Annotated in this window: 21 protein-coding genes; 7 read left to right on the forward strand and 14 right to left on the reverse strand. The window is 42.1% G+C overall.

Features of this window, described 5'->3' with window-relative positions:
* Window positions 1-25: 25 nt before the first annotated feature.
* Window positions 26-526: a helix-turn-helix domain-containing protein gene (locus tag HMPREF2655_RS00580; protein ID WP_070837137.1), complete on the forward strand. Its 501-nt coding sequence runs from the start codon at window positions 26-28 to the stop codon at window positions 524-526.
* A 150-nt stretch (window positions 527-676) separates the two neighbouring features.
* On the opposite strand, the gene mutL is transcribed toward HMPREF2655_RS00580, so the two are convergent.
* Window positions 677-2,626 (reverse strand): DNA mismatch repair endonuclease MutL, encoded by a 1,950-nt coding sequence (gene mutL / locus HMPREF2655_RS00585; RefSeq protein ID WP_070837139.1) that lies wholly within the window; start codon window positions 2,624-2,626, stop codon window positions 677-679.
* Window positions 2,627-2,834: 208 nt separating this feature from the next.
* On the opposite strand from mutL, the gene HMPREF2655_RS00590 reads away from it, so the two are divergent.
* Both HMPREF2655_RS00590 and HMPREF2655_RS00595 read left to right on the forward strand, forming a co-directional pair.
* Entirely contained in the window at window positions 2,835-3,275 is a 441-nt protein-coding gene (locus HMPREF2655_RS00590; RefSeq protein ID WP_070837141.1) for a LytTR family DNA-binding domain-containing protein, read from the forward strand.
* Window positions 3,272-3,730 (forward strand): DUF3021 domain-containing protein, encoded by a 459-nt coding sequence (locus tag HMPREF2655_RS00595; RefSeq protein WP_000743977.1) that lies wholly within the window; start codon window positions 3,272-3,274, stop codon window positions 3,728-3,730. Before HMPREF2655_RS00590 ends, HMPREF2655_RS00595 begins: the two co-directional genes overlap by 4 nt.
* Window positions 3,731-3,772: 42 nt before the next feature.
* Here the strand turns inward: HMPREF2655_RS00595 and mutS are convergent, their stop codons facing one another.
* Together mutS and argR are read right to left on the reverse strand one after the other, a co-directional pair.
* Window positions 3,773-6,307 carry a DNA mismatch repair protein MutS gene (gene mutS / locus HMPREF2655_RS00600; RefSeq protein WP_070837143.1) on the reverse strand — a complete coding sequence of 845 codons (2,535 nt, stop codon included), beginning with the start codon at window positions 6,305-6,307 and terminating at the stop codon, window positions 3,773-3,775.
* Window positions 6,308-6,357: 50 nt separating this feature from the next.
* The gene (argR, locus tag HMPREF2655_RS00605) at window positions 6,358-6,804 is read right to left on the reverse strand and encodes an arginine repressor (protein WP_001231483.1); all 447 of its coding nucleotides are present in this window, start codon (window positions 6,802-6,804) and stop codon (window positions 6,358-6,360) included.
* Between the two features lie 154 nt (window positions 6,805-6,958).
* On the opposite strand from argR, the gene argS reads away from it, so the two are divergent.
* The 3 genes from argS to HMPREF2655_RS00620 all read left to right on the forward strand — a co-directional run bounded on the left by argS (window position 6,959) and on the right by HMPREF2655_RS00620 (window position 10,690).
* Entirely contained in the window at window positions 6,959-8,650 is a 1,692-nt protein-coding gene (argS, locus tag HMPREF2655_RS00610; RefSeq protein WP_070837145.1) for an arginine--tRNA ligase, read from the forward strand.
* 334 nt (window positions 8,651-8,984) lie between these two features.
* Window positions 8,985-9,230, forward strand: coding sequence for a hypothetical protein (locus tag HMPREF2655_RS00615; RefSeq protein WP_000084865.1), 246 nt, complete (start codon window positions 8,985-8,987; stop codon window positions 9,228-9,230).
* A gap of 197 nt (window positions 9,231-9,427) precedes the next feature.
* The gene (locus HMPREF2655_RS00620; protein ID WP_070837147.1) at window positions 9,428-10,690 is read left to right on the forward strand and encodes an NRAMP family divalent metal transporter; all 1,263 of its coding nucleotides are present in this window, start codon (window positions 9,428-9,430) and stop codon (window positions 10,688-10,690) included.
* Window positions 10,691-10,771: 81 nt separating this feature from the next.
* Here the strand turns inward: HMPREF2655_RS00620 and nrdI are convergent, their stop codons facing one another.
* The 5 genes from nrdI to HMPREF2655_RS00645 all read right to left on the reverse strand — a co-directional run bounded on the left by nrdI (window position 10,772) and on the right by HMPREF2655_RS00645 (window position 15,472).
* On the reverse strand, window positions 10,772-11,242 hold the full coding sequence (gene nrdI / locus HMPREF2655_RS00625; protein ID WP_070837149.1) for a class Ib ribonucleoside-diphosphate reductase assembly flavoprotein NrdI: 471 nt from the start codon (window positions 11,240-11,242) through the stop codon (window positions 10,772-10,774).
* A 77-nt stretch (window positions 11,243-11,319) separates the two neighbouring features.
* The gene (locus HMPREF2655_RS00630) at window positions 11,320-11,853 is read right to left on the reverse strand and encodes an ABC transporter permease (RefSeq protein WP_000740038.1); all 534 of its coding nucleotides are present in this window, start codon (window positions 11,851-11,853) and stop codon (window positions 11,320-11,322) included.
* 58 nt (window positions 11,854-11,911) lie between these two features.
* Complete coding sequence (locus HMPREF2655_RS00635) at window positions 11,912-13,198, reverse strand: response regulator transcription factor (RefSeq protein ID WP_070837151.1); 1,287 nt, start codon at window positions 13,196-13,198, stop codon at window positions 11,912-11,914.
* Between the two features lie 11 nt (window positions 13,199-13,209).
* On the reverse strand, window positions 13,210-14,880 hold the full coding sequence (locus HMPREF2655_RS00640) for a sensor histidine kinase (RefSeq protein ID WP_083321207.1): 1,671 nt from the start codon (window positions 14,878-14,880) through the stop codon (window positions 13,210-13,212).
* On the reverse strand, window positions 14,858-15,472 hold the full coding sequence (locus HMPREF2655_RS00645; protein ID WP_065371514.1) for a YesL family protein: 615 nt from the start codon (window positions 15,470-15,472) through the stop codon (window positions 14,858-14,860). Before HMPREF2655_RS00645 ends, HMPREF2655_RS00640 begins: the two co-directional genes overlap by 23 nt.
* Window positions 15,473-15,605: 133 nt before the next feature.
* Here HMPREF2655_RS00645 and HMPREF2655_RS00650 point away from each other — a divergent pair, with 133 nt between their 5' ends.
* Window positions 15,606-16,175: an MptD family putative ECF transporter S component gene (locus tag HMPREF2655_RS00650; RefSeq protein ID WP_070837152.1), complete on the forward strand. Its 570-nt coding sequence runs from the start codon at window positions 15,606-15,608 to the stop codon at window positions 16,173-16,175.
* A gap of 174 nt (window positions 16,176-16,349) precedes the next feature.
* Here the strand turns inward: HMPREF2655_RS00650 and dltD are convergent, their stop codons facing one another.
* From dltD to HMPREF2655_RS00680, 6 genes are all read right to left on the reverse strand, one after another.
* On the reverse strand, window positions 16,350-17,522 hold the full coding sequence (gene dltD / locus HMPREF2655_RS00655) for a D-alanyl-lipoteichoic acid biosynthesis protein DltD (protein ID WP_070837154.1): 1,173 nt from the start codon (window positions 17,520-17,522) through the stop codon (window positions 16,350-16,352).
* A 47-nt stretch (window positions 17,523-17,569) separates the two neighbouring features.
* A complete protein-coding gene (gene dltB, locus HMPREF2655_RS00660; protein WP_033605723.1) occupies window positions 17,570-18,724 on the reverse strand; it encodes a D-alanyl-lipoteichoic acid biosynthesis protein DltB in 1,155 nt (384 codons plus the stop codon).
* Window positions 18,725-18,882: 158 nt separating this feature from the next.
* Entirely contained in the window at window positions 18,883-19,575 is a 693-nt protein-coding gene (locus HMPREF2655_RS00665) for a methionine ABC transporter permease (RefSeq protein WP_000137507.1), read from the reverse strand.
* Window position 19,576: 1 nt separating this feature from the next.
* On the reverse strand, window positions 19,577-20,638 hold the full coding sequence (locus HMPREF2655_RS00670) for a methionine ABC transporter ATP-binding protein (RefSeq protein ID WP_070837156.1): 1,062 nt from the start codon (window positions 20,636-20,638) through the stop codon (window positions 19,577-19,579).
* On the reverse strand, window positions 20,631-22,004 hold the full coding sequence (locus HMPREF2655_RS00675) for a M20 family metallopeptidase (RefSeq protein WP_070837159.1): 1,374 nt from the start codon (window positions 22,002-22,004) through the stop codon (window positions 20,631-20,633). Before HMPREF2655_RS00675 ends, HMPREF2655_RS00670 begins: the two co-directional genes overlap by 8 nt.
* Window positions 22,005-22,122: 118 nt before the next feature.
* Window positions 22,123-22,977, reverse strand: coding sequence for a MetQ/NlpA family ABC transporter substrate-binding protein (locus tag HMPREF2655_RS00680; protein WP_070837160.1), 855 nt, complete (start codon window positions 22,975-22,977; stop codon window positions 22,123-22,125).
* Window positions 22,978-23,072 lie beyond the last annotated feature (95 nt).

Below are 23,072 nucleotides of genomic sequence, written 5' to 3' on the forward strand. Positions count from 1 at the left end.
ATAGAGGTAGAAAAAGGAGGATAGAATGATGAAACTCGCAGAAAAACTATTTGAACTCAGAAAGGAAAAAGGTTGGTCCCAAGAAAAGCTAGCAGAACAAATCAATGTTTCTCGGCAAAGCATCTCAAAATGGGAGTCTGGTCAAGTCCTTCCAGAAATCGAAAAAATCATTGAATTAAGCAAGATTTTCCAAGTAACAACTGACTATCTACTACTAGATGAAAATTCTGAAAAAGGTTCCACAGCAGTGACCTTGGAGGCAGACAAGGACAAATACTATAAAGAGGTTAAATCCTATGGTCTCTGGCAAGTGATTTATATTTTCGTCTTAGCTCTGGCTATCTATCTCGTTTTAGCCGGTTCTAGTTTCCCAGCCGAATTCACTTCTTGGATCTGGCTAACCTTTGTTCTCTTAATCGCTTCTGCAATTGCTATCAACAAGACTCTCAAAACCAAACAACGTTATCTTGATAAGGTAATTGGTCCTGAGAATCCTTCCGACAAAGACGACTCTACAAAACCTTGAATCACCTAATTGAGTTTTCGCAATATTTTTAAGAACTGGTCTTGTCAAGCAAGTGTAAACTTCGTGTCAAGCTGCCCATGTCCAATCAAGTTCCCACTTTGGAAAAACTAAAAAGCCTTGTTCGAAAAGGAACAAAGGCTTTTTGTGTTCTTAATATTTCCCCAACTCTCGTAGGCTCGTATGATTTTCCTGAATGCGTCGGAACATCTTTTCCATATCTGACTTGGTGAAATGCACCAAAACGGGACGTCCGTGTGGACAGTTATAGGGATTGTCACATTGAGAGAGCTGATAAAGGAGCTGTCTGGCTGAGTGGTCATCGATACGATGGTTGGCCTTGATAGACCGCTTGCAGGACATCATGATGGCTAGCTCTGCTCGGTATTTCTTGATCGAAACTTCCTTGGTCAAGAGCAGCATGTCGCACATTTCATAGATGCCTGACTCAATCTCTTCTTCTGACATCCAAATAGGATGTTCACGCAGGATGAATTGATTTTCTCCGTACTCTGCTAGAAGTACGCCCACTTCCTCCAAAAGAGGCATCCTTTCCTTAAGACGAAGGGCGTCATCCGCTGGAAATTCAAAGATGTAGGGCACTAGGAGTTGTTGCTGACTCTGGTCAACATTGCCGATGCTTTCACGGTATTCCTCGTACTTGACTCGTTCCTGAGCCGCGTGCTGGTCTATGATGTAGAGTCCATCTCGCCCTTGGGCAAAAAGATAAGTCCCGTGCATCTGTCCGAAAAACTCCAACTCTGGGAAGCTGGATGATTCTTCTCTCTCCAGCTTGTCATAAGCCTTATCGAGACTAGCTAGATCTAACTCTGGATGGTCTAGTTGGTCGTAGTTAGCAGGCTTTCTCTCTGCAAAATGCAGTTTTGCTGGCTTGGTCAGTTGCTCCAAGGTTTCCTTGGCAAACAAGGTTAAATCCTGCCCTTCCTCAGTTAATTCAACCTGATGATCAGCCACCTCAGCTTGACTGGCTCTAGTTACCTCCGTTTTTTCATAGTAAAGCGTATTTTCTTTGAGTGGGAGAATAGTTTGCTCTACCTTTTGACGATTGCGCACGGTCGACTTGGCAAGATTTTCTAAAGCATCAGGAATCAAGGCTTGTTCCTTGAGACTATTTGAAATAGCTTCTGAAAGCAGCGCCATCAGTTCTCTTTCCTTAGAAATCCGCACTTCTTGTTTGGTTGGATGCACATTGACATCAGCTAGATAGGGGTCAATATGGATGTGAATGACAGCCAGTGGAAAACGCCCTACCATAAGCTTGCTTCCGTAACCATCCAAAATAGCACGGTTGAGCAAGAAGTTCTTGATATAACGGCCATTGATGAAGAGGCTGATATAGTTACGATTTGCTCGGGTTAATTCAGGTAAAGACACAAAACCTGAAATTTCGAAATCTAAGTCAGAATTCTCAATTTCAATCATCTTCTTGGCACTCGCCAAACCATAAATCCCTGCGATGGCTTGACGCAGTTGACCAGTCCCTGCTGTCCGCGTCATTTCCTTGCCATCACTAATCAAGCTAAAAGAAATCTCTGGATGGGCCAAGCCCAGACGGTTGACAATATCAATGATATGAGACAGCTCCGCTTGCTGGCTCTTCATATACTTGAGACGAGCTGGTGTGTTGAAAAAGAGGTCCTCCACACAAACTTTGGTCCCCACAGGACTAGTCGCTGGTATGACTTTCTCAACCTCACCTCCACGCGCAACGAGCTTGGTTCCATGACTCGCACCATCCACCGCCGTCAACAGAGTCAAGACGCTGACAGAAGCGATAGAGGGCAGGGCTTCACCACGAAAACCAAGCGTCCGAATCCGAAAGAGGTCTGCTTGATTTTTTATCTTACTGGTCGCATGACGACGCAGGGCCAATTCCACCTCATCGTGGGCAATTCCATGACCATTATCAGTGATTTGAATCTTCTTAAGACCAGCTTCCTCAATCTCAATGGTAATCTGGCTAGAGCCCGCGTCAATAGCATTTTCTACCAACTCTTTGACCACGCTAGCAGGACGTTCAATGACCTCTCCTGCTGCGATCTGGTTTGCCAGCACCTCTGGCAATTCAATAATATGAGACATCTTTCAGCCCCTTTCTGTATCTATTTTCCTAGAAATTGATTAGTGCTATTATACCATATTTCAGATGTTACCAGAAAAAGCAAATACCACATAGACTCCAAATCTGTCCACATAGGCAAAAGCTCTTGCCATAGGTCGTAAAATAGTGTTTAATAAAGGTGTACAAGAAGTGATCACAATTTTGTATAACTGAAAAGGAGGGAAATTTATGAAAGTAGAACTACAGATTAAGGAGACTTACGAGGAGGAAAAGCTGATTGTCCAAACTCCTCAGCCGACCGAAAAAGTCCAGAAAGTCATCGAGTTCGTAGAAAATCTTGACCAAAAAGAAACAATCAAAGGAAAGATTGATGATCAGGTCTATCTAGTTAAGATTTATAAGATACAACGCTTCTATATCGAGAATCGAAAGGTTCTAGCAGAAACTGCCAGTCAGACCTACAGCATTGATTTACGACTCTATCAAGTTCTTGACATTCTGCCGACCACTTTTATCCAAATTTCCCAATCAGAAATCGTTAATATTGACGCTATCACTCATCTCAAGCTCACGCCCAATGGTCTGGTTGAAATTTTCTTAAAAAACGAAAGCTTCACCTACTCTTCACGCCGTTACCTAAAAACCATCAAGGAGAAATTAGAACTATGAAAAAACAAATCTTTCACGATGCAGCCGCTGGTGTACTTATCGGCCTCATCCTCTCTATCCTCTTTTCACTCATTTATGCACCAAATACCTATACCCCACTAAGCCCCGAGTCTCTTATCGGCCAAGCGATGGCTCAACATCAGGTTCACGGTGCCTTGGTCTTGCTCTACTGTATGATCATCTGGTCAGCTATCGGTGTTCTCTTTAGCTTTGGTGGTCGTTTATTCAGCCGTGATTGGAGCTTGCTCCGTGCCACACTTTCCCATTTCTTCCTTATGCTGGCTGGCTTTGTTCCACTAGCAACTCTGGCTGGTTGGTTCCCCTTCCACTGGACCTTCTATCTCCAACTCATTCCAGAGTTTGCAATCGTCTACCTTATCATCTGGGTTATTCTCTATAAAAGAGAAGCTAAAAAAGTAGACCACATCAATCAACTCTTGGCTCATAAAAAGTAATAGAGAAAAATCCCACTCACAAACACATGAGTGGGGTCCTTTTTATAATTTTTGTTTGAGCTCAACCAAGACATTCATAGCCTGCATAGGTGTCATATTGTACACATCCAGTTTAGCTAATTCTGCTAGGATAGGATGCTCTGCAGGCGCGTCAAAGAGTGACATCTGTTCAGTAACAGCACTTGTTTGTCTCATTGGAGCAGGACTTTCCGTCCCTTGATTCTCCAGTTGAGTCAATATCTTATCCGCCCTTGCTAAAAGTTCTTCTGGTAAACCAGCAATCTTAGCAACGTGGATACCGTAGGATTTGTCAGCTGGTCCTGGTTCGATCTTGTGAAGGAAGGTGACCTGCCCATTCTGCTCCAAGGTTGCCACATGGACATTAACCAAGTGTTCCAAACTGGACTCCAGACTGGTCAACTCATGGTAGTGGGTCGCAAAGAGGGTCTTGGCTCCGATATGTTCATGAATGTATTCGATGATGGACTGGGCCAGAGCCATCCCGTCATAAGTTGCCGTTCCCCGTCCCAATTCATCGAAGAGAATCAAGGAGTCCTTGGTCGCATGCGAAATGGCATTGTTGGCCTCCATCATCTCCACCATAAAGGTTGATTGACCTGAAACCAAGTCATCTGCTGCTCCGATACGGGTAAAGATAGCATCGAAGATAGGCAAATGCGCACTTTCTGCCGGCACATACGAGCCTAGCTGGGCCATAACCGCCGTCATAGCTAGCTGGCGCATGTAGGTTGACTTCCCACTCATGTTGGGCCCTGTAATTAGCTGAATACTGGTATCTTCTGCCATCTGAATCGTATTAGGAATATAGGTCTGAGCTCCCATGACCTTTTCGACGACAGCATGGCGCCCTTTCTGGATATCGATCTGCGAATCATCCCCAAACTCAGGTCGGATCAAATGCTGGGTTTCAGCCACAACTGCGAGACTTTGCAGGACATCAACGGTCGCAATTCCTTGGGCTAGAGCCTGCAAACGCTGGATGTACTTGCTGACTTCCTCACGGATGCGCATAAAGATTTCATATTCTAGGTTGGCTGACTTCTCACGCGCCTCCAGCATATCCCCCTCGATACGGGCTAACTCCTCTGTCCCAAAGCGTTCCGAGTTTTTCAGTGTCGCCTTGCGGAAAAAGTGGGCTGGCACATTTCCCAGTTGTGAATTGGTCACATGGAAATAGTAGCCGTCTTTTTTATTGTAGTCAATCTTAAGCGTGCTGATGCCAGAGTTTTCTCTCTCTTTTGCTTCAATCTCAGCAATCCAGCTAGTCCCTTCTCTGAGCACACGACGGTACTTGTCTAAGGTCTCATCAAATCCCGTACGGATAATGCCACCTTCCGTAATCACGTGAGGAGCTTCAGGAGCAATGGCAGCACTAATCAATCTCTCCAACTCAGGGATGGCATCTAACTGTTCGATAAGATAGGCCAGGGCAGGTTGCTCCATGCCTTCTAAAATCGCACGAATCCGTGGTACACTGGATAAGGTGGTCGCCAACTGCAATAGATCCTTGGGATTGGTTTTGCCAAAAGAAACTCGACTAGCCAAACGTTCGATGTCATAAACACCCTTGAGGCTATCCGTTAAATCGCTGCGCTCAAAGAAGTGGTCAAGAAAGACTTGCACCACGTCTTGACGTTGGATGATTCGCTCCTTATCAATCAAAGGACGATGGATCCAAGAACGCAAGAGCCGCATTCCCATAGCTGTTTTGGTTTCATCTAAAAGCCAGAAAAGACTGCCTTGCTTCTTACCTGAACGGGCATTCTCAACCAAATCCAGACTAGCCTTGGTCGCATAATCCATCTGCAAGAAATCTTTGATTTCATAGCGGATAACTGGTTTGAGATGGTTCAATTCCCGCATCTGGGTTCGGTGAATATACTGGAGGAGCTTACTAGCTGCTGCTTGCTCCACAGCTGCCAGTCGTGGATCCAGTAAATGGACATCCTCAAAGCCTTCCTTCTCATAGGAAAGCACCAGATTCATCTGACGGCTGAGGATTTGTTCTTCTTCTTCAGACAAGTCATAACCCAGCACCACTTCTCGCGCCTTGAGATTGCGAATTTCCCCACAAACGAGAGTGAAATCCAAAAGCCCCGTCACATAAAAGTCACCCGTCACCAGGTCCATATAAGCCAGACCAAATTGATTGCCATCACAATCTAAGGAAACCAAGAAATTATTCTGACTATCCGGCTTACTGCTATCAACGACCGTTCCAGGTGTGATGACCTGGACCACCTCTCGCTTGACAACACCAACTGCTTGTTTGGGATCTTCCATCTGCTCGGCTATGGCTACCTTATAGCCCTGCTCAATCAGAACATCGATATACTGCTGGGCAGAATGATAGGGGACACCCGCCATGGGTATCGGATTTTCTGCATTTTTATTCCGACTCGTTAAGGAAATCTCTAAAATCTGTGCTGCATTAATTGCATCTTCATAGAACAACTCGTAAAAATCACCCATCCGAAAAAGCAAAAAAGCATCTGGGTATTGTTTCTTAATATCCACATACTGTTGCATGCCGGGTGATAACTTTTCTGTTGCCATTTTCCGTCTCTCCTTGCTAAAAATAAGTCTTGAGAGCAACTCCCAAGACCTTATTTATCTTTCATCAAATCTAGCAAACGATCTTCCATCAGCTTGGCAACGTGCTGGTCTCGACAAATAACCAATAAGGTATTAGCACCAGCAACCGTTCCTAAAATCCATTCATCCTTGTTTGCATCTACAATGTTTGCTAAGACTGCAGCTTCCCCAAGTTTGGTATGAAGTACCAAGGTGAACTCAGCTCTTGCAACTCCTTCTAAATGATGAGACAAAAACTCAACTAAATCAATCTTATCTGTCTCATTTGCTAGTACATAATACACCATATCATTTTTCTTAACCTTGGTCAAGCCGATTTCACGCAAATCACGTGACAAAGTCGTTTGTGTCACATAAACATTACGAGCTTCTAAACGATCTTGAATCTCTTTTTGTGTTCCAAGTTTTTCTTCGGTGATCATCTTTTTAATCAATTGATGCCGTTCTCTTTTTCTCATATTATCCTCTTAAGTGAATATTTATAACAACTTTTACATTTATTTTATAACTATATTATACCAAAAAAACTAGATAATTCAAAAAAATTCTTTTCTTTCTCAAAAAATGTAGTAAATTGTGTTAAAATAGTAAAAAAGCCCAAAAGGAGCCCTTATGAATACAAAAGAATTGATTGCTAGCGAGTTGGCTAGCATCATTGATAGCCTGGATCAAGAGGCTATTTTAAATTTACTGGAAACACCTAAAAACTCAGAAATGGGAGACATCGCCTTCCCTGCCTTTTCTCTAGCAAAGGTCGAGCGTAAAGCTCCGCAAATGATTGCAGCAGATATTGCTGAAAAAATCAATAGTCATGCCTTTGAAAAGGTTGTTGCTACTGGACCTTACGTTAACTTTTTCCTTGATAAATCTGCTATTTCGGCTCAGGTATTACAGGATGTTATCACTGAAAAAGATCACTATGCTGACCAAACCATTGGCAAGCAAGAAAATATCGTTATCGATATGTCTAGTCCCAATATCGCTAAACCATTCTCTATTGGGCACTTGCGTTCAACGGTTATCGGGGATAGCTTGTCACATATTTTCCAAAAGATTGGCTATCAAACGGTCAAGGTCAACCACCTAGGAGACTGGGGCAAACAGTTTGGAATGTTGATCGTTGCCTACAAGAAATGGGGAAATGAGGAAGCCGTTAAAGCACATCCAATCGATGAACTTCTTAAACTCTACGTTCGCATCAATGCTGAAGCTGAAAAAGACCCTAGCTTAGATGAAGAAGCACGCGAATGGTTCCGCAAACTGGAAAATGGAGATGAGGAAGCCCTCGCTCTCTGGCAATGGTTCCGTGATGAAAGTTTAGTGGAATTCAACCGCCTTTACAATGAATTACAAGTCGAATTTGACAGCTACAACGGAGAAGCCTTTTACAATGATAAGATGGATGCTGTTGTAGACTTTCTTGCTGAAAAAGGACTTCTTGTTGAGTCAGAGGGAGCCCAAGTTGTCAATCTTGAGAAATATGGAATTGAACATCCAGCCCTTATCAAAAAATCTGATGGTGCAACTCTCTATATCACACGTGACTTGGCTGCAGCCCTCTACCGTAAAAACGAATACCAATTTGCAAAATCCATCTATGTTGTTGGTCAAGAGCAATCTGCCCACTTCAAACAACTCAAGGCAGTACTACAAGAGATGGGCTACGATTGGAGCCAAGACATTGTCCATGTTCCGTTTGGATTGGTAACAAAAGAAGGGAAAAAACTCTCTACTCGTAAAGGAAATGTCATCTTGCTAGAACCTACTATTGCAGAAGCTGTTAGTCGTGCCAAGGCCCAAATCGAAGCGAAAAATCCTGAGTTAGAAAATAAAGACCAGGTTGCCCACGCTGTTGGAGTTGGGGCCATCAAGTTCTATGATCTTAAGACCGACCGTACAAATGGATACGACTTCGACCTTGAAGCTATGGTATCCTTTGAAGGAGAAACTGGACCTTACGTTCAATACGCCTACGCTCGTATCCAATCTATCTTGCGCAAAGCCGATTTCAAACCAGATACCGCTGGCAACTACAGCCTGAATGATGCTGAAAGCTGGGAAATCATTAAACTACTCCAAGACTTCCCACGTATTATCAATCGTGCAGCAGATAATTTTGAACCTTCTATCATTGCGAAATTTGCGATTAGTTTGGCTCAAGCTTTTAACAAGTACTATGCACATACACGTATTCTAGATGAAAGTCCTGAGCGCGACAGCCGTCTGGCCCTCAGCTATGCAACCGCAGTCGTCCTCAAAGAAGCTCTTCGTTTGCTCGGAGTAGAAGCGCCAGAGAAGATGTAAATCGCCAAAGTTACTTGATTGCGGAGCAATCTAAGTAACTAACGCCAAATCCTATTCGGACTTTGGCTAGGCGCTTCACTAGTAAAGAAACATAAATATTGTCGATTTATGTTTCTTTACGTCGTAACCAGAGATAATTGCCTAAACGCTTCACTAATTCACCTAAACAAATAATATCGATTTGGTTAGGCTCATGTCGTAATCTTTTAAATTACTTGAAAGCAATCTGAACGATTGAGGCAAAATAACATTTATATTTTGTTCGGCCTTGCAGCTGTTCAATGAAATAATTTATTCACTTTTACTATTTCTTTATCACACTGGGAGATTCCTTATGAGCCAATATGCTTATATCCTCGTTGTACTTAGCTTGGTTTTCCTTTTTCTGCTCAATAAGTACGAGAAGGAAAGACTTCAAAGACTCTACCAAGAGCAACTCTTGAAGGACGAGACATTTAGGTCTGACATCAAAGAGAAAATTCACACGACTGAAAATATCAATGATGTCATTGCACATATCAATAAAACTTACCATCTGGGAATGTTGCTCTCAAAAGACGTTACAGATCAATTGAAATAATCAAAATCCGAGAAGCTTTCTTCTCGGATTTTTTAGGCTTACCATATTCTCCTTGGAGAAATTTCATTAATGCATGTAAAGTTTTCTGTAATTTTCTGTATTTTTTCAAAATATTCTTGCATTTCCTTTAAGTTTTTTGTAGAATAGTAGCTATCTATTCAGATTATTCTGAAAATTCAAAAATAGGAGTGTTTATTATGTCACAAGTTACGTTATCAAACCAGTCAACCTGGGCAAGCAAACTAAAGGCAATGGGGCCAGGAATCCTAATGGCTTCTGCTGCCGTTGGAGGTTCTCACATTGTATCTTCTACTCAAGCTGGTGGTTCCTATGGTTGGTCACTACTCCTCTTGGTTATCTTGGCCAATGTTTTTAAATATCCATTTTTCCGTTTTGGTGCAGAATATACTGCTGATACTGGTAAAACCTTGGTCGAAGGCTACGCTGAAAAAGGCAAGTTCTATCTCTGGATTTTCTTTGTCCTCAATGCCTTCTCTGCTATGGTCAATACAGCTGGAGTCGCTATCCTTTGCTCAGCCATCATCGCTAGCGCCTTCCCAATGATTGGACTTAGCATCACTCAATGGTCCCTTATCCTTGTTGCAGTCATTTGGGCCATGCTACTCTTTGGTGGCTACAAACTATTGGATGGTATGGCAAAATGGATCATGTCCGCTTTGACCATTGCAACAGTTCTTGCAGTTATCATTGCAGCAATTAAGCATCCAGAATACAGCTCTGATTTTGTCGAAAAGACACCTTGGCAAATGGCGGCCCTCCCTTTCATCGTTTCCCTCCTAGGATGGATGCCTGCCCCTATTGAAATTTCAGCCATCAACTCACTCTGGTCTGCTGAAAAGAAAAAGACCGTCAACTTTAATACAGAGGACGCCCTTTTCGACTTTAACGTTGGTTACATTGGAACTGCTATCCTAGCTGTATTCTTCGTGGCACTAGGAGCGCTTATTCAGTATCCTACAGGACAAGCAGTTGAAGCCGCTTCAGCCAAGTACATTTCTCAGTTTGTGGGTATGTATGCCTCTGTTCTTGGAGAATGGTCTCGTTATTTGATTACCTTTATCGCCTTTCTCTGTATCTTTGGAACGGTCATCACTGTTATCGATGGCTACTCTCGTGTCAATCAGGAATCGCTACGACTCTTGATTCGTCAAAAAGAGGATACTCGCAAATCTTTGAACATCTGGATGACCATTACCGCTATCATTGGTATCGTAATTATTAAATTCTTTGCTGGACAAGTTTCAACCATGCTTCGCTTTGCCATGATCGGTTCTTTCCTGACAACACCATTCTTCGCTCTTTTGAACTATGTATTGGTGACACGTGAGAATAAAAATCTTCCTTCCTGGCTAAAACTCCTCGCTATCGCAGGATTGATTTTCCTCTTTGGCTTTGCTATTTTCTTTATCTATGCACTTGCCATCGGAAAAGCAGGATAGTATATAAATTGGCACCCTTACGGGGGTGCTTTTTGCATACTCAAAGGCAGTTGAAAATCTCAACTGCCCCTCAGTACTACTTTATTTTTCTGTTTCTAACTCATACAAGTCCGCGATAATCGCTGCGACTTTTTTAATATCTCCCAGCATACCACGCATTTCAAAGTCTGCTAGGACCGGGAAGCCAAAGCGCTGGCTATACTGCTTGGCTGTCAGGCAGTATTGATTGTTAAAATTGCGATTGCCAGATCCCACTACCCCAAAACACTTACTAGCATTGTCTCCATAAGCGATAAAGTCGCCCACTGGAGTCGTTAGAATCTCAACATCGCCGTTATCGACACCATTTCCACCTTCCAGATAGGTCGGCAAGAAAGCGACATAGGGATGTTCCATTTCAAAGAAATCTTTCCCTTCCTTGACCAAATCCTTGATATGGATTTTTTGGACCTCAATTCCCTCATACTGAGACAAGAGATAGTCCTTGAGTCGGGTTACAAAACTCTCTGTATTCCCACTCAGACTGATATACACTAGGGATATTTTTTTCATGTTGACCTCGATTTTTTGTTTACGATTTAAAAAAGAACTACCAAGATTGTAACTTGATAGTTCTTTTTTGTCAATACTTAGGCAACTTCTTCTGCTTCGACTTCTTCGGCCAAATCTTTTTGTTGGCGCCACATCTTGTAAAAGACTAAGGCTAAAAAGAGAACATTTATAATGATGAACAAAATATTCGTTCCTTGTGCAAATGCTCCCATTCCTAGGCCGAGGGTAGAATCTTTGATTAATTGAACCGCATCTTGAACGTTCATATAGCTATAAACCAAACCAACAATCGCTAGTAGAACATAGCCGATATAAGCATAGTTTGCGAATTGCACATTTTTACGTACTAGAAATACAAAGGCTACTACAACTAAAATTGCAGATAAAACAATCAACAACGTATTAAAAATAGAGTGCGATGACGCTGTTACTTGATAAGTATAGTTGACTGTGTCTTCTAATTGCTGGGCAGTAAGCGTCCCGCTATTCGCCAGGCTCGCACGAAGCACATCTTTACTTGGCAATGGACTCAAGATTCCAAATAATGACATAGATGAAATGAGGGCTGATAGGACTAACAAGACCCAAAGATAAATAGGATTCTTTTTCATGTTTTCCTCCTTAAGATATTTTGAACATTATAGCATTTTTTGTACAGAAATACAACTTTTACAAGCTGGTTTCAACTTGTTTCCGATAAGCTTTCGGTGATTTTCCGCACAATTTACGGAAAACCTTATAGAAATATCCAACATTACTATAGCCAACTGCATAGCAAATATCTTCGATACTATCACTGGTCGAAAGTAAGAGTTGCTGCGCTGCCTTAATTCTCTGTTTATTGAGCAATTCCGCAAAGGTTGAGTTGGTTTCCCTCTTGATCAGCTGACCGAGATAGACAGGATTGATAAAGAGATCCTTGCTAATATCCTTCAGTGAGAGCTCTTTCTGATAATCACGCCCAATCACTTCCAGAACACTTACCACATTTTCATTCATGCGGTACTGGCCAAAGAACTTGGTCAAGGTTTCTTTGATATAGGAAACCAATTCTTCAAAAGTGTTAATGGCATGGATAGCTTTGACAATCTCGGTCATATCATCTGCTTTTAGGTGTTCAAATAAATGAAAGACATCCATGACAAACTGAGTGAAGAGCTGCTTTGTGATGGCCACGCGCGGGGTATTCTTCAAAACAACCTTCTCTAGCAGGGTTAATTCCTCGATGATTTGATTGATATTCCCTTGGATAATCACTCGATAAATCGGCTCGTAATAAGCAAACAAACTCTCGGATTTTTCTAGATTGACTGAACCGTAGAAGAGGGCTTTTTCAGCGTTGATCTTCCAATTCTCAAAGGACTGCTGGAAGGGTGCTTCAAATGGTGTCACAACGATGCCATCGAGTGGCTGATCAGAGATGAAAATCTGCCAGTCTTGCCCCAAAACATAGTAAGGAATGGTAAAAGAACCTTGCTTTCCCTTGGATAGACCAATCCACCAGCTGTCTTTACCTGACAGGTAATTCGTAAATCCTGTCTCATCCAATTCTTGACTGAGGGTCTGACTTTGCTCCACCTTTTCCTGAAGCTGTTGCGCAATTTTTTCTAATAAATGGCCCAACTCCACCTTGTCTACTGGCTTAACCAGATAATCCACGACACTAAGGTTCATGGCTTTTTTGACGTACTCAAACTCCTGATAACCAGACAGCAAGATATAATAGGTATCTGGAAGTAGCTCTTTCATTTCCCTAATCATCTCAAGTCCGGTCTTATCTGGCATGTTGACATCGGAAATGACCACATCTACTGGATTTCCCTTGACGTAGTCCAAAGCATCATCTGCGTGATTAGCAGTTGCGACGACTTGCATATCCCATTTTTCAAAGGGGATTAATCGCTTGAGCCCCTCTGTCACCATGTACTCATCGTCTACTAATAAAACTTTATACATTTCTACCCTTTCTATTCATCCTGGATAATGATATGGTAACGAACACCTTCTTGCTCAGCTGACTCTACACTGATTTGGTAGCGATCCCCAAAGTAGAGAACAAAGCGTTCGTGTACATTTACTATTCCAATTGATTGCCGCTCCCCACTATAGCTTGCCTCGTGTTCAAAACTTCTCTGAGCTAATTTTTCTTGCAAGCTAGCTAGTCTCTCAGCGGACATTCCCCGACCATTGTCTTCCACTAGGATTTCAACGAATCCTTGGCCCTTCAAGGCTTTGATACTGATGACATTATCCGTTCTGCGATGGTCAACACCATGGGCAAAGTAGTTTTCTACTAATGGTTGGAGTGTAAATTTTGGAATCCTCATTTCTTCCAATTCTGGTGCAATCTTGAAACCATAGGCAATGGATTTAGGATAACGCACCATACAGAGATAGCTATATTTTCGGCAAAATTCCAACTCTTGCTTTAACGTCGTTTCCCGCTCGTCGGAGATATTGTTGCGTAACAAGCTACTAAATTCATAGATAATATCTGCCAGTTCATCCTGACTTTGCATGACGGCATACATCCGTAAAAACTCCAGAGTATTGTACATAAAGTGAGGATTGATTTGAGCCTGCAGGGCTCGCATATTGGCATCTTTTTGACTGAGCTCTAGCTGATAGATATCGTGAATATTTTTTTCCAGGCGATCCAACATATTATTGGTTGTTTCTGCAATGAGAAGCAACTCTTGGTCTTTTTCAGAGGTATCGATTCGAAGGCCTTCTTCTCCTTGAGCAATCACCTCGATCGAATCTACTAGGTCTACGACCTGCTTTTGGTAATTTGAAAAAGTCTGTCTAAGGGTCACGTACAAAATGATGATAAAGAGAATACTTAGCCCAATAATGACAGCTGAACTCGTCAAAGTTCCTGTAAGAACAAAATTTTTAGGAACAGCAACTCGAACCTGATAACCATGAGAGGTGACACCTACAAACCAGTTTTCTCGCTCGGCTGAGACCTTCTCCCCAATATGGAACATCTCGGTCTCAAAAGGCGAAGTTACTGTTACAGCCATTGGGATATGACCCCTTGTATTGTCAATAGCGCCATGTAAAACATCCGGGGATAGTGAGATATAGATTACTCCTAAATCCTTGTCAGACACAGGATCGGAAACAGGAATGGCAAAACTATTGGCTGCCGGCTTAAAACCCTCCGCAGGAATTTTCTCTCCACTGCGTTTTTCTCTAGTCGAAACATACACTTCCTTATAGTCCTGAAGAACAATAGCCACTCCAGTCACAAAATCATTCCGAACATAGAGGTCATCAATATTTTCATACAGGGAAACCGAGATATAAGGTGAAGTTTTACGCTCTAATTGCCAATAGAAGTAGTCTGGTGTGCTGAGACTGAAATACTTGTAAATTCCTTCGATGCGGGCCTGATTTTCAACCAAAGACTGAGCAAGTTGGGTTGACTCTCTGTGATAGTATTCCACTTCACTCACTGTCCGAGTGGTCACACGTTCTGCAACCCGTTGGGCCTCTTTCTCACGCGAGTCCCAGTCAGCATACGATAGCATAATCGCAAAACTGGCAATGACCACGATCATAACCAAACTATAAATCCGTAAAAGAGAGTGAAGCCAAAACTGCTTCATTCTATTTTGTCGCCAATTTTTCATGGATACTTTCATAAATAGGTTCCAACATATCACTGATAAAGAAATGCCACATTCCAATTCCTACAAAAAAGAGCAAGGCAGGCATATAATAACCAACTCCTACAAGGAGAGCGGACCCGAGTAAAACCTTGGCAATCGCAGGTAAGCTCATAAAAATCCCGATAAGGGACAGTTTCAAGGTATTTTGGTAGGATAAATCAAAGTACACCTGAAGTTTCAAGGACACAGTATAGGCTAGAAAGACAAGAGCAACTACAAGGACGTTGAGAAAGGTCGCCAAGAGGTGGAGAATTGTCTGATGGGGCAATTGAACTAGAAGATACAAACCATAAACTAGGACAAGATCCACAAACACAAAACTATAGAAAGCCAGGTTGCTCTTGACAAAATTACTCTTATACAATTCCCAAGCTTCCTTCAAATGGTATGCTCGATAGGTATACCCATGCTCCGCATACAAACTCATAAGAGTTGCACTAGCTGGTGCCAAACCAAAGACCACTCCTCCTGCTAGTGTTAATAGCCAGAAATAAGCCGTCGCCATCATTCCCAAAAAGATACGATTAAAGACGAATTCTAGAAATTTTCCCATGCTACTCTCCTTAAACTAACGATGTAACTATTATATCATATTTCAAACGTTTTCAAAAATATAGAACTCCCATTTACAATCCTCAAAAAGCGTGATACAATTGGTTTTGTTAATTCGCATCAAGGAGATTCTCATGAAGAAAAATATCTTAACCACCCTCTTAGCTGTCGTCCTTTATTTCCTCTGTCTAGGGATTGGAGTAGTACTTGGTCACTTGGTTGACTCAACGGGCAATATGTTCTATGCTCCGGCTTTTTCAGCCCTTGTTGGGGGTAGCGTCTACATGTTTCTTTTGACGAAGGTCCCTCGTTTTGGCGCTATCACCACTCTAGGACTTTTTATGGCACTTTTCTTCCTAGCTAGCAAGCATGGCGCTGGTGCCTTTCTCCCAGGACTCGCCTGTGGTCTTGCAGCAGATGCCATTGCTCGTCTCGGAAACTACAGAGATCGAATCAAAAACACCCTCTCCTTCCTCGTCTTTGCTTTTAGCACAAGCGGTCCTATCCTCCTCATGTGGATCAATCCAGCATCCTACGAGGCAGCTCTCCTCGCTCGTGGAAAATCTCAGGAATACATTGACCGTATCATGGTCGCTCCAGAGCTGGACAAAATCCTTCTCTTTGTTTCAAGCATTCTCCTTTGTGCCTTGATTGGTGCTGTGGTTGGGCAATTTCTAAGTCAAAAAATAGCTGATAAACTATAAGGTAAAAGCCCTGAAGACTAGCTATGCCTAGTCCCAGGGCCTTTTTGTATACAGTCTTAAAATTCACTATAGATAAATTCTTGAATATTCGAAAAATCGGTCACAAAACAGTAAATTACGATGCTCAAGATAACCGTATAAAAAAATAGTGTCCATAAGATTAAACGATGAGTGTTAGTTAGCTTGGTTTGCAAATTTGTAAAGTTCTTTTTCAACTTCCATCCATCCTTTCACTCCAACGTGCATCACGTCAAATAAAAAGTAATCATCATACTCTCTGTTTCCATAGTTTAGTACCGTTGCACCATGGCTTTTTGCGACATCTTCTATTTTTTTATAAGTTTTTTCTCGCATCTCCCTTGAGACACCAGTGTAGTCATTCCATTTCCCGTTTACCGGGAAAATAATAACTTCAACTTCAATGCCCAATTCTTTGGCAACTGTCAAGAAGAGTTCCATATCTGAATATTCTGGTGACTCCAGATAGTTCAAATCTTTATTGGAATCTTTCAGCGATGCATAGCGATCTTTTAAGTAAGTATTGTAGTAGTTATTATCAACAGCATAGTCATTATTGTCTGTTTTCTGTTTGACCTCTTCCACAAACTGATTCGTCATCTTCTGCCAATCATAGTCTGGGGTTTTGTCTCCTAGTGAAGGATAATCTGATTTAGCATGTTTTTGATAAAAAGTCTGTTTGAGCTTAAAGGAATACATCGCGTTCTCAAACTCTAATAGTTTTTTATCAACAATGGTTCCTTTTCCATCTATGAAATAACTTTTGTATTTTTTGTAGATGTCATTTTGTTGCTTGTTTCCCTTGGTAATCTCGATAATGCGATTGATTAGTTTTTCTTTCGTTTCTTTACTAATCTTGCCATTATCTAGCATGTGGAAAATATGTTCCTGAGAAGCCTTATTCAAAAAGGCATCTTGATGGGTCCCATCTTTTTCAAACCACTGAACAGACTCTACTATAGCTACTTTTCGCTTAGTCATCGATCCTTCAATAGAGCCCAAGGTCGTAGCCTGAATGATGTTTTGAGAATAACTGGTCCCAATCTGCATGATATTAAAATCGTTGTAGTTAAAAATTTTATTTGGATGATAGTCTTCATTTATCGTTGCAACCAACTCTGAGGAACCCATTAGAACCAGTGTATTGGGGGTGATATTGCTTGTTAGAATATCTCTACTTTTATACTTTTCATACGAGGTGCTGTAACGAATACTGTTATCCTTGACTTTATAATAATCATCAATCTTCTTGACATACGTCACATTTAAAAGGGCAAGCGTCGCAATTACGAGCACAAGCGATAGTAAAAATGCTTTTAATTTAATCATCTCGTTTTATCCTATCCCTTCGATCTATCCGATTTCTTTTCAATCTCTTATCTCTTTAAAATCGTCAGTAAGATTTTATAGGGTTCACCTGAAAAGATAAAGAAACCAACCATAACCAAATTCATAGTCACAAACCAACTTAATAGCTTATACCATTTTTTGTTTTTATTTTTCTTATAAAAATTGCTTTTCTTTTGATACACTTCAAATCCAGCCATCAAGACACCATGATAAAAACCATAGACAATGTAACTAACACTAAGACCGTGCCAAAAACCCATGACCAACATATTGACCATATAGGCATAGGTTGCATTGTGTAGTCTATTTTTAAACCATTTTTTCCTGATAACCTGCATCAATACTCTTGAAAATACAAAATCTCTCAACCAGATCGACAAGGTGATATGCCATCTAGTCCAGAAATCTTTGATATCGACACTCAAGAAAGGTTTGTTAAAGTTCATCGGTGTCTGAATACCTAGAATATTACTACTTCCAACGGCCATTAGACTATAGCCTGCAAAGTCAAAGAACAGATACAAGGTATAGAGGTACATATACTTGATTGAGTAAACGACTGCGCCCGTATTATTTAGAGCGAGTAACATCTGGTACACATAGGTTGATAAAACAATCTTGTAAAGAAGGCCTAGAACGATACGATACACACCGTCCCCTGCTAATTCTAGATACTCTTTTCGGGGCATGACCTCGTTTATCTCTTTTAAAAATCTCCTACTCCGATCAATTGGACCAGCACTAACTGTTGGGAAAAAGAGCAAAAACTGTAGATAATCTTTTACACTGATATTTTCTTTGATTAAGCCATCCGATATCTCTAGCATGATCTGAATGGTCTTAAAGGACATGTAAGAAATTCCAATAAAGGCCAACAAATGCAGAGAAGTCAGGGCAAAGACTTTATTGATTACCAAAGGAAGAATGGAAAGGAAAACCAGTGGTTTCAGCCGCTTTGCCTCTATCCTCTGTGCTAGAAAAACCAGAAAATATTGGTAAACGACAAAGGCGAGCAAATAGACCATCATCGCTCGACTCTTACCATAGATAGCTCCTGCAAATAAGAGGGAGAGCGCCAAAATATAGTAGTCCTTACGTTTTTCAAAAAAGTTTACCACAAAACCAATCAGTAAAACTACAAACAAGAGAAGGAAAAACTCATTCCCCTCGAAATAATTCATACCAGCCAAACTCCTTTACATTATCATCCCTCCTACAGCAAACTTTTTGATTTGCTAATTGAGGACCTTTATTTATTATAGCATATTTCTAAAAAGAAGCTTTATCCTTCTTGCATTTCGGTGAGAAAACAAAAAGGAGTCCCTTTGAACTCCTTCCATTATTTATGACTTAGTTTCTTGGTCAAGAAATCTCCCAAGAACTGGATCGTAAAGATAATCAAGATGATAATGATGGTTGCCAAGATGGTCACATCGTGATTGTAACGGTTAAATCCATAAGCAATGGCCACGTTACCGATACCACCAGCACCAACTGCTCCCGCCATGGCTGTTTCCCCAACAAGGGAAATCAAAGTCACAGTCGTCACACGAATCAAATCTGGCAAACCTTCTGATAGGTAAACACCCACGATATCCCAGAAGGTCGCTCCGCTCGCTTGAGCCGCCTCAATGACACCGCCATCCAGCTCAGCCAAGACAACCTGCACCTGACGGGCAAAGAAGGCAAAGACTGCAAAAGAAAGGGGGACAAGGGCTGCATTTGGCCCGATACTTGTTTTAACAATCAAGTGAGAGAGTGGCGACATGATTGCCAAGAGGATGATAAATGGTACCGCGCGGAAAATAGAGGTAATCTTGTCTAAAATCCAGAAGATAACCTTATTTTCCAAGACACCGCCTGGCGCTGTCAAGACGAGGAAAAGACCTGCTACCAACCCCAAGAACCCTCCGATGATGAAAGAAAGAACTGTCATATAAAGAGTTAGGTAGATGGCTGTTCCCCAGCCTGCCTGACCAGCCCAGCCCATCTTATAGACATTTGGTAGATAAGTTTGAATCAACTCTGTCATTTTACTGTCCTCCCTTCAATACTTTTAGCTGGACGCCAGCCTGACGGATGGCATCTTGAGCACCTACTAGCGCTGCTTTTTCCCCTGACAAGACCACAACCAATTCTCCAACGGGAGTGCCATCGAGAATTTCGATATTTCCATAGAGGATATTGGCCGTTACTTGGTAACGCTTGTACAATTCATTCAAAAGTGGCTCGTCTGTCGAAGCTCCTGCATACTTGAGCTGTACTAAGATACTGTTTTCAGACAGATTTTCCACGATTTCTTGCTTCTCAATCTTAACCATGGCTTCGTCAATACCTGTTGCAGTAGAGATGAAGTCTTGGGTCAAAGGTTGTTTAGGGTCTGAGAAGATTTCAAGGACACTGCCCTCTTCAATCAAATGCCCATCCTGCATGACTGCCACACGGTTGGCAATGTCTTTAACAATCTGCATTTCGTGTGTAATCAGGACAACGGTCAAGCCTAATTTTTGGTTCAAATCTTGCAACAAGGCCAGAATTTGCTTGGTTGTCTTAGGGTCGAGGGCAGAAGTTGACTCGTCTGAAATCAAGATTTTCGGATCATTGGCCAAGGCACGCGCAATGGCCACACGCTGTTTTTGCCCTCCTGATAGTTGTGAAGGGTAGTTTTCGGCACGATCCGCCAAGCCAACCAAGTCTAACAACTTAGCTACTTTGGCTTTCTTTTCTTCCTTGCTTAGCCCAGAGTGTTTGAGGGCAAAGGCCACATTTTCCTCTGCTGTCTTTTGACTCATGAGGTTGAAATGCTGGAAAATCATTCCAATGTCTTGACGCTTACGACGCAACTGCTCTGCAGTCAAGGTCACTCTGCCGTTAAAAATGACGTCGTTATCAATGGTAATTTTCCCTGCGGATGGTTTTTGCAAGAGGTTAATCACCCGTACAAGAGTTGATTTCCCTGCTCCAGAATATCCAACGATACCGTAGATATCCCCTTCTTGGATGTGAATGGTCACATCCTTGACCGCTGTGATGGTTCTCTTCTTTTGGTGAAAAGTCACATCAATCTGATCTAACTTGATAATATCTCTACTCATAGCTTCTAATCAGCTCCTCTACTAATTCAATATGGGTGTAGTAATCGGCGATTCGCACATTTTCATCTCCACCATGGTCTCGGCTATTGGCATTTCCTAGACCGAAGGCCACCATTGGTACCTCTAGGGCATCAAAGACCGTATGCATAGGTCCTGTCCCCGCTGTTGTCGGCAAGACTGAAACGCCCTGTGGATAGAATTTCTTGGCCAACTCGATTACATTGAGAATGGCTGGCGCGCTCATATCGCTTCGATAGCTCATCTCTCCCAAGGTATAGTATAATTCTACCTTATCAAAGCCATTTTTGTCTAGCTGTTTCCGAATTTTTTCCAGAACATCATGCGGTTCTAGGCCAGGAACCAAACGAACCTCTAGCTTAGCACTGGCTTCTGCTGGCAAAATCGTTTTAACCCCTTGCCCTTGATAACCTGACTGAATCCCTTCGATATTAAGGGCTGGCTCGAAAAAGAACCGTTTTAGAAAGGCTGCGCGGTCCTCTTGTAAGAGAGGCAATTCCAAGCCATAAATGCGACTAATTTCCTCTGGATTGCGTTGGGCGTAGGCATCTACCAAGGCTAGTTCTCGTTCATTTGGCTCTTGAACATCCTCGTACAAGCCTTCTACCAAGATACGTCCATCTGCCGCACGTAGGCTACTTAGAGCCTGGATAAGATACCACGGCGCTGATTCCACGACACCACCATAACTTGAGTGGATATCCACATCCGCACTTTTCACCTTAGCATCAAAGGTCACAATCCCCTTGTTTCCGCCAGAGATTTCCAGCTGTTCTAAGGCGTTCTTGGTCCCTTGTTCCCAGACTAGCAAGTCCGCCCCACGAAGTTTGTCTGCGTGTTTCTCTAAATACTTATCTAGATCCATAGAAGCAGACTCCTCTGCCCCTTCCATGATGAAGCTGATATTAACAGGCAGGTCATCATGGTGCTGCATATACTTTCTCAGAGCACTCAAACGAGCCGTGATGTGGCCCTTGTCATCGTCAACCCCACGCCCATACATAAAGCCATTTCGCACAGAAAGGGTAAAAGGATTCTCTGTCCACACCTGGTCGCCATCTGCTGGCACGGTGTCGTAGTGATTATAGAAGATCAAGGTCTTGGCATCCGGACGCGAACTCTTGAAATGCGCCATGACAAAGGGAGCCGTGTAGCTCTCATCAATCTCCACTTCAGCCCCCACACGCTTGAAAATCTCACCCAGATAGTTTGCGACTTCCTTGAGTCCAACCTGCTGGGCAAAGACGGATTTCTTGGAAATCAAGGTGCGTAAGACTTCGAAATAATGTTGGGCCACATGATCCTTCTCAAATTTTTCAATCTGCTCTTGTTCGCTAGGAAAAACCATTTTCTCTCTCTTTCTACTACGTACTTGCGTCCTCAAAACGACAACAAGTGCCTCTTTAAAATCAACTCTCTATACAAAAGCAAGAGGTGGAAACTCTCTCCCACCTCCCTGTGTCTTATTACCAAACTGGTTGGTCCAAACCGTCTGATGTTTCTTCGATAACTTTTTTCACTTCATCAGTGTGGTAAGCTGCGATAATTTTCTTGATGGCATCAGCCTTAGGTGATGATTCCCAATCTTTTTTCGCAACGATGATGTTGTACCATTGTTTTGAGTTTTCATCAGCTTGTTCTTTGAAGAGTGCTTTCTTGTAGTCCAATTTTGCTTCTGTAACGAAGGTATTGTTTACAACAGCAGCATCAACTGATGACAATGAACGAGCTGTTTGGCTAGCGTCCAATTCAGTAATCTTCAAGTTCTTTGGATTTTCTGTGATGTTAGCAACTGTTGCAAGTGCAGTTCCAGAAACATCCAATTTGATCAAACCAGCTGATTGAAGCAAGTAAAGTGCACGACTTTCATTTGTTGCATCGTTTGGTACGGCGATTTCACCGTTATCTGGGATTTCTTCCACTTTGGTGTACTTGTTTTCTTCCCCATTTTTACCTGAGTAAAGACGGATTGGTGAGATGTAGGTATCTGCAATCGCTACAAGGTCTTTCCCGTTTTCTTTGTTCCAGTTGTTCAAGAAGTTGTAGTGTTGGAAGGCGTTCAAGTCTACCTCGCCATCAGCAGTTGCCTTGTTTGGTTGAGAGTAGTCAGTGAACTCTGTGAATTCCAATTTAATGCCGTCTTTCTTAACTAATTCTTGGATTTTATCCCAACGTGCTTCTTCAGAACCGCTACGGTTAACTGTTGCAATTTTGACAACTGTTTCGTTGTCTGCTTTCTTTTCTGAATTTCCGCAAGCTGCAAGAGTCAAACCTGCGACTGTAGCGATAGCTGCTACGCCTAACCATTTTTTGATTTTCATGATTCTTTCTCCTTTAAAAATAATACCGTAATAGTATCTCATACTTTATTTGATTTCGCAAATTGTTAATAGATAGGAAGACCTATAGTTTGAAA

The sequence above is a fragment of the Streptococcus sp. HMSC066F01 genome, assembly GCF_001837335.1.
Lineage (GTDB): Bacteria > Bacillota > Bacilli > Lactobacillales > Streptococcaceae > Streptococcus > Streptococcus oralis_S.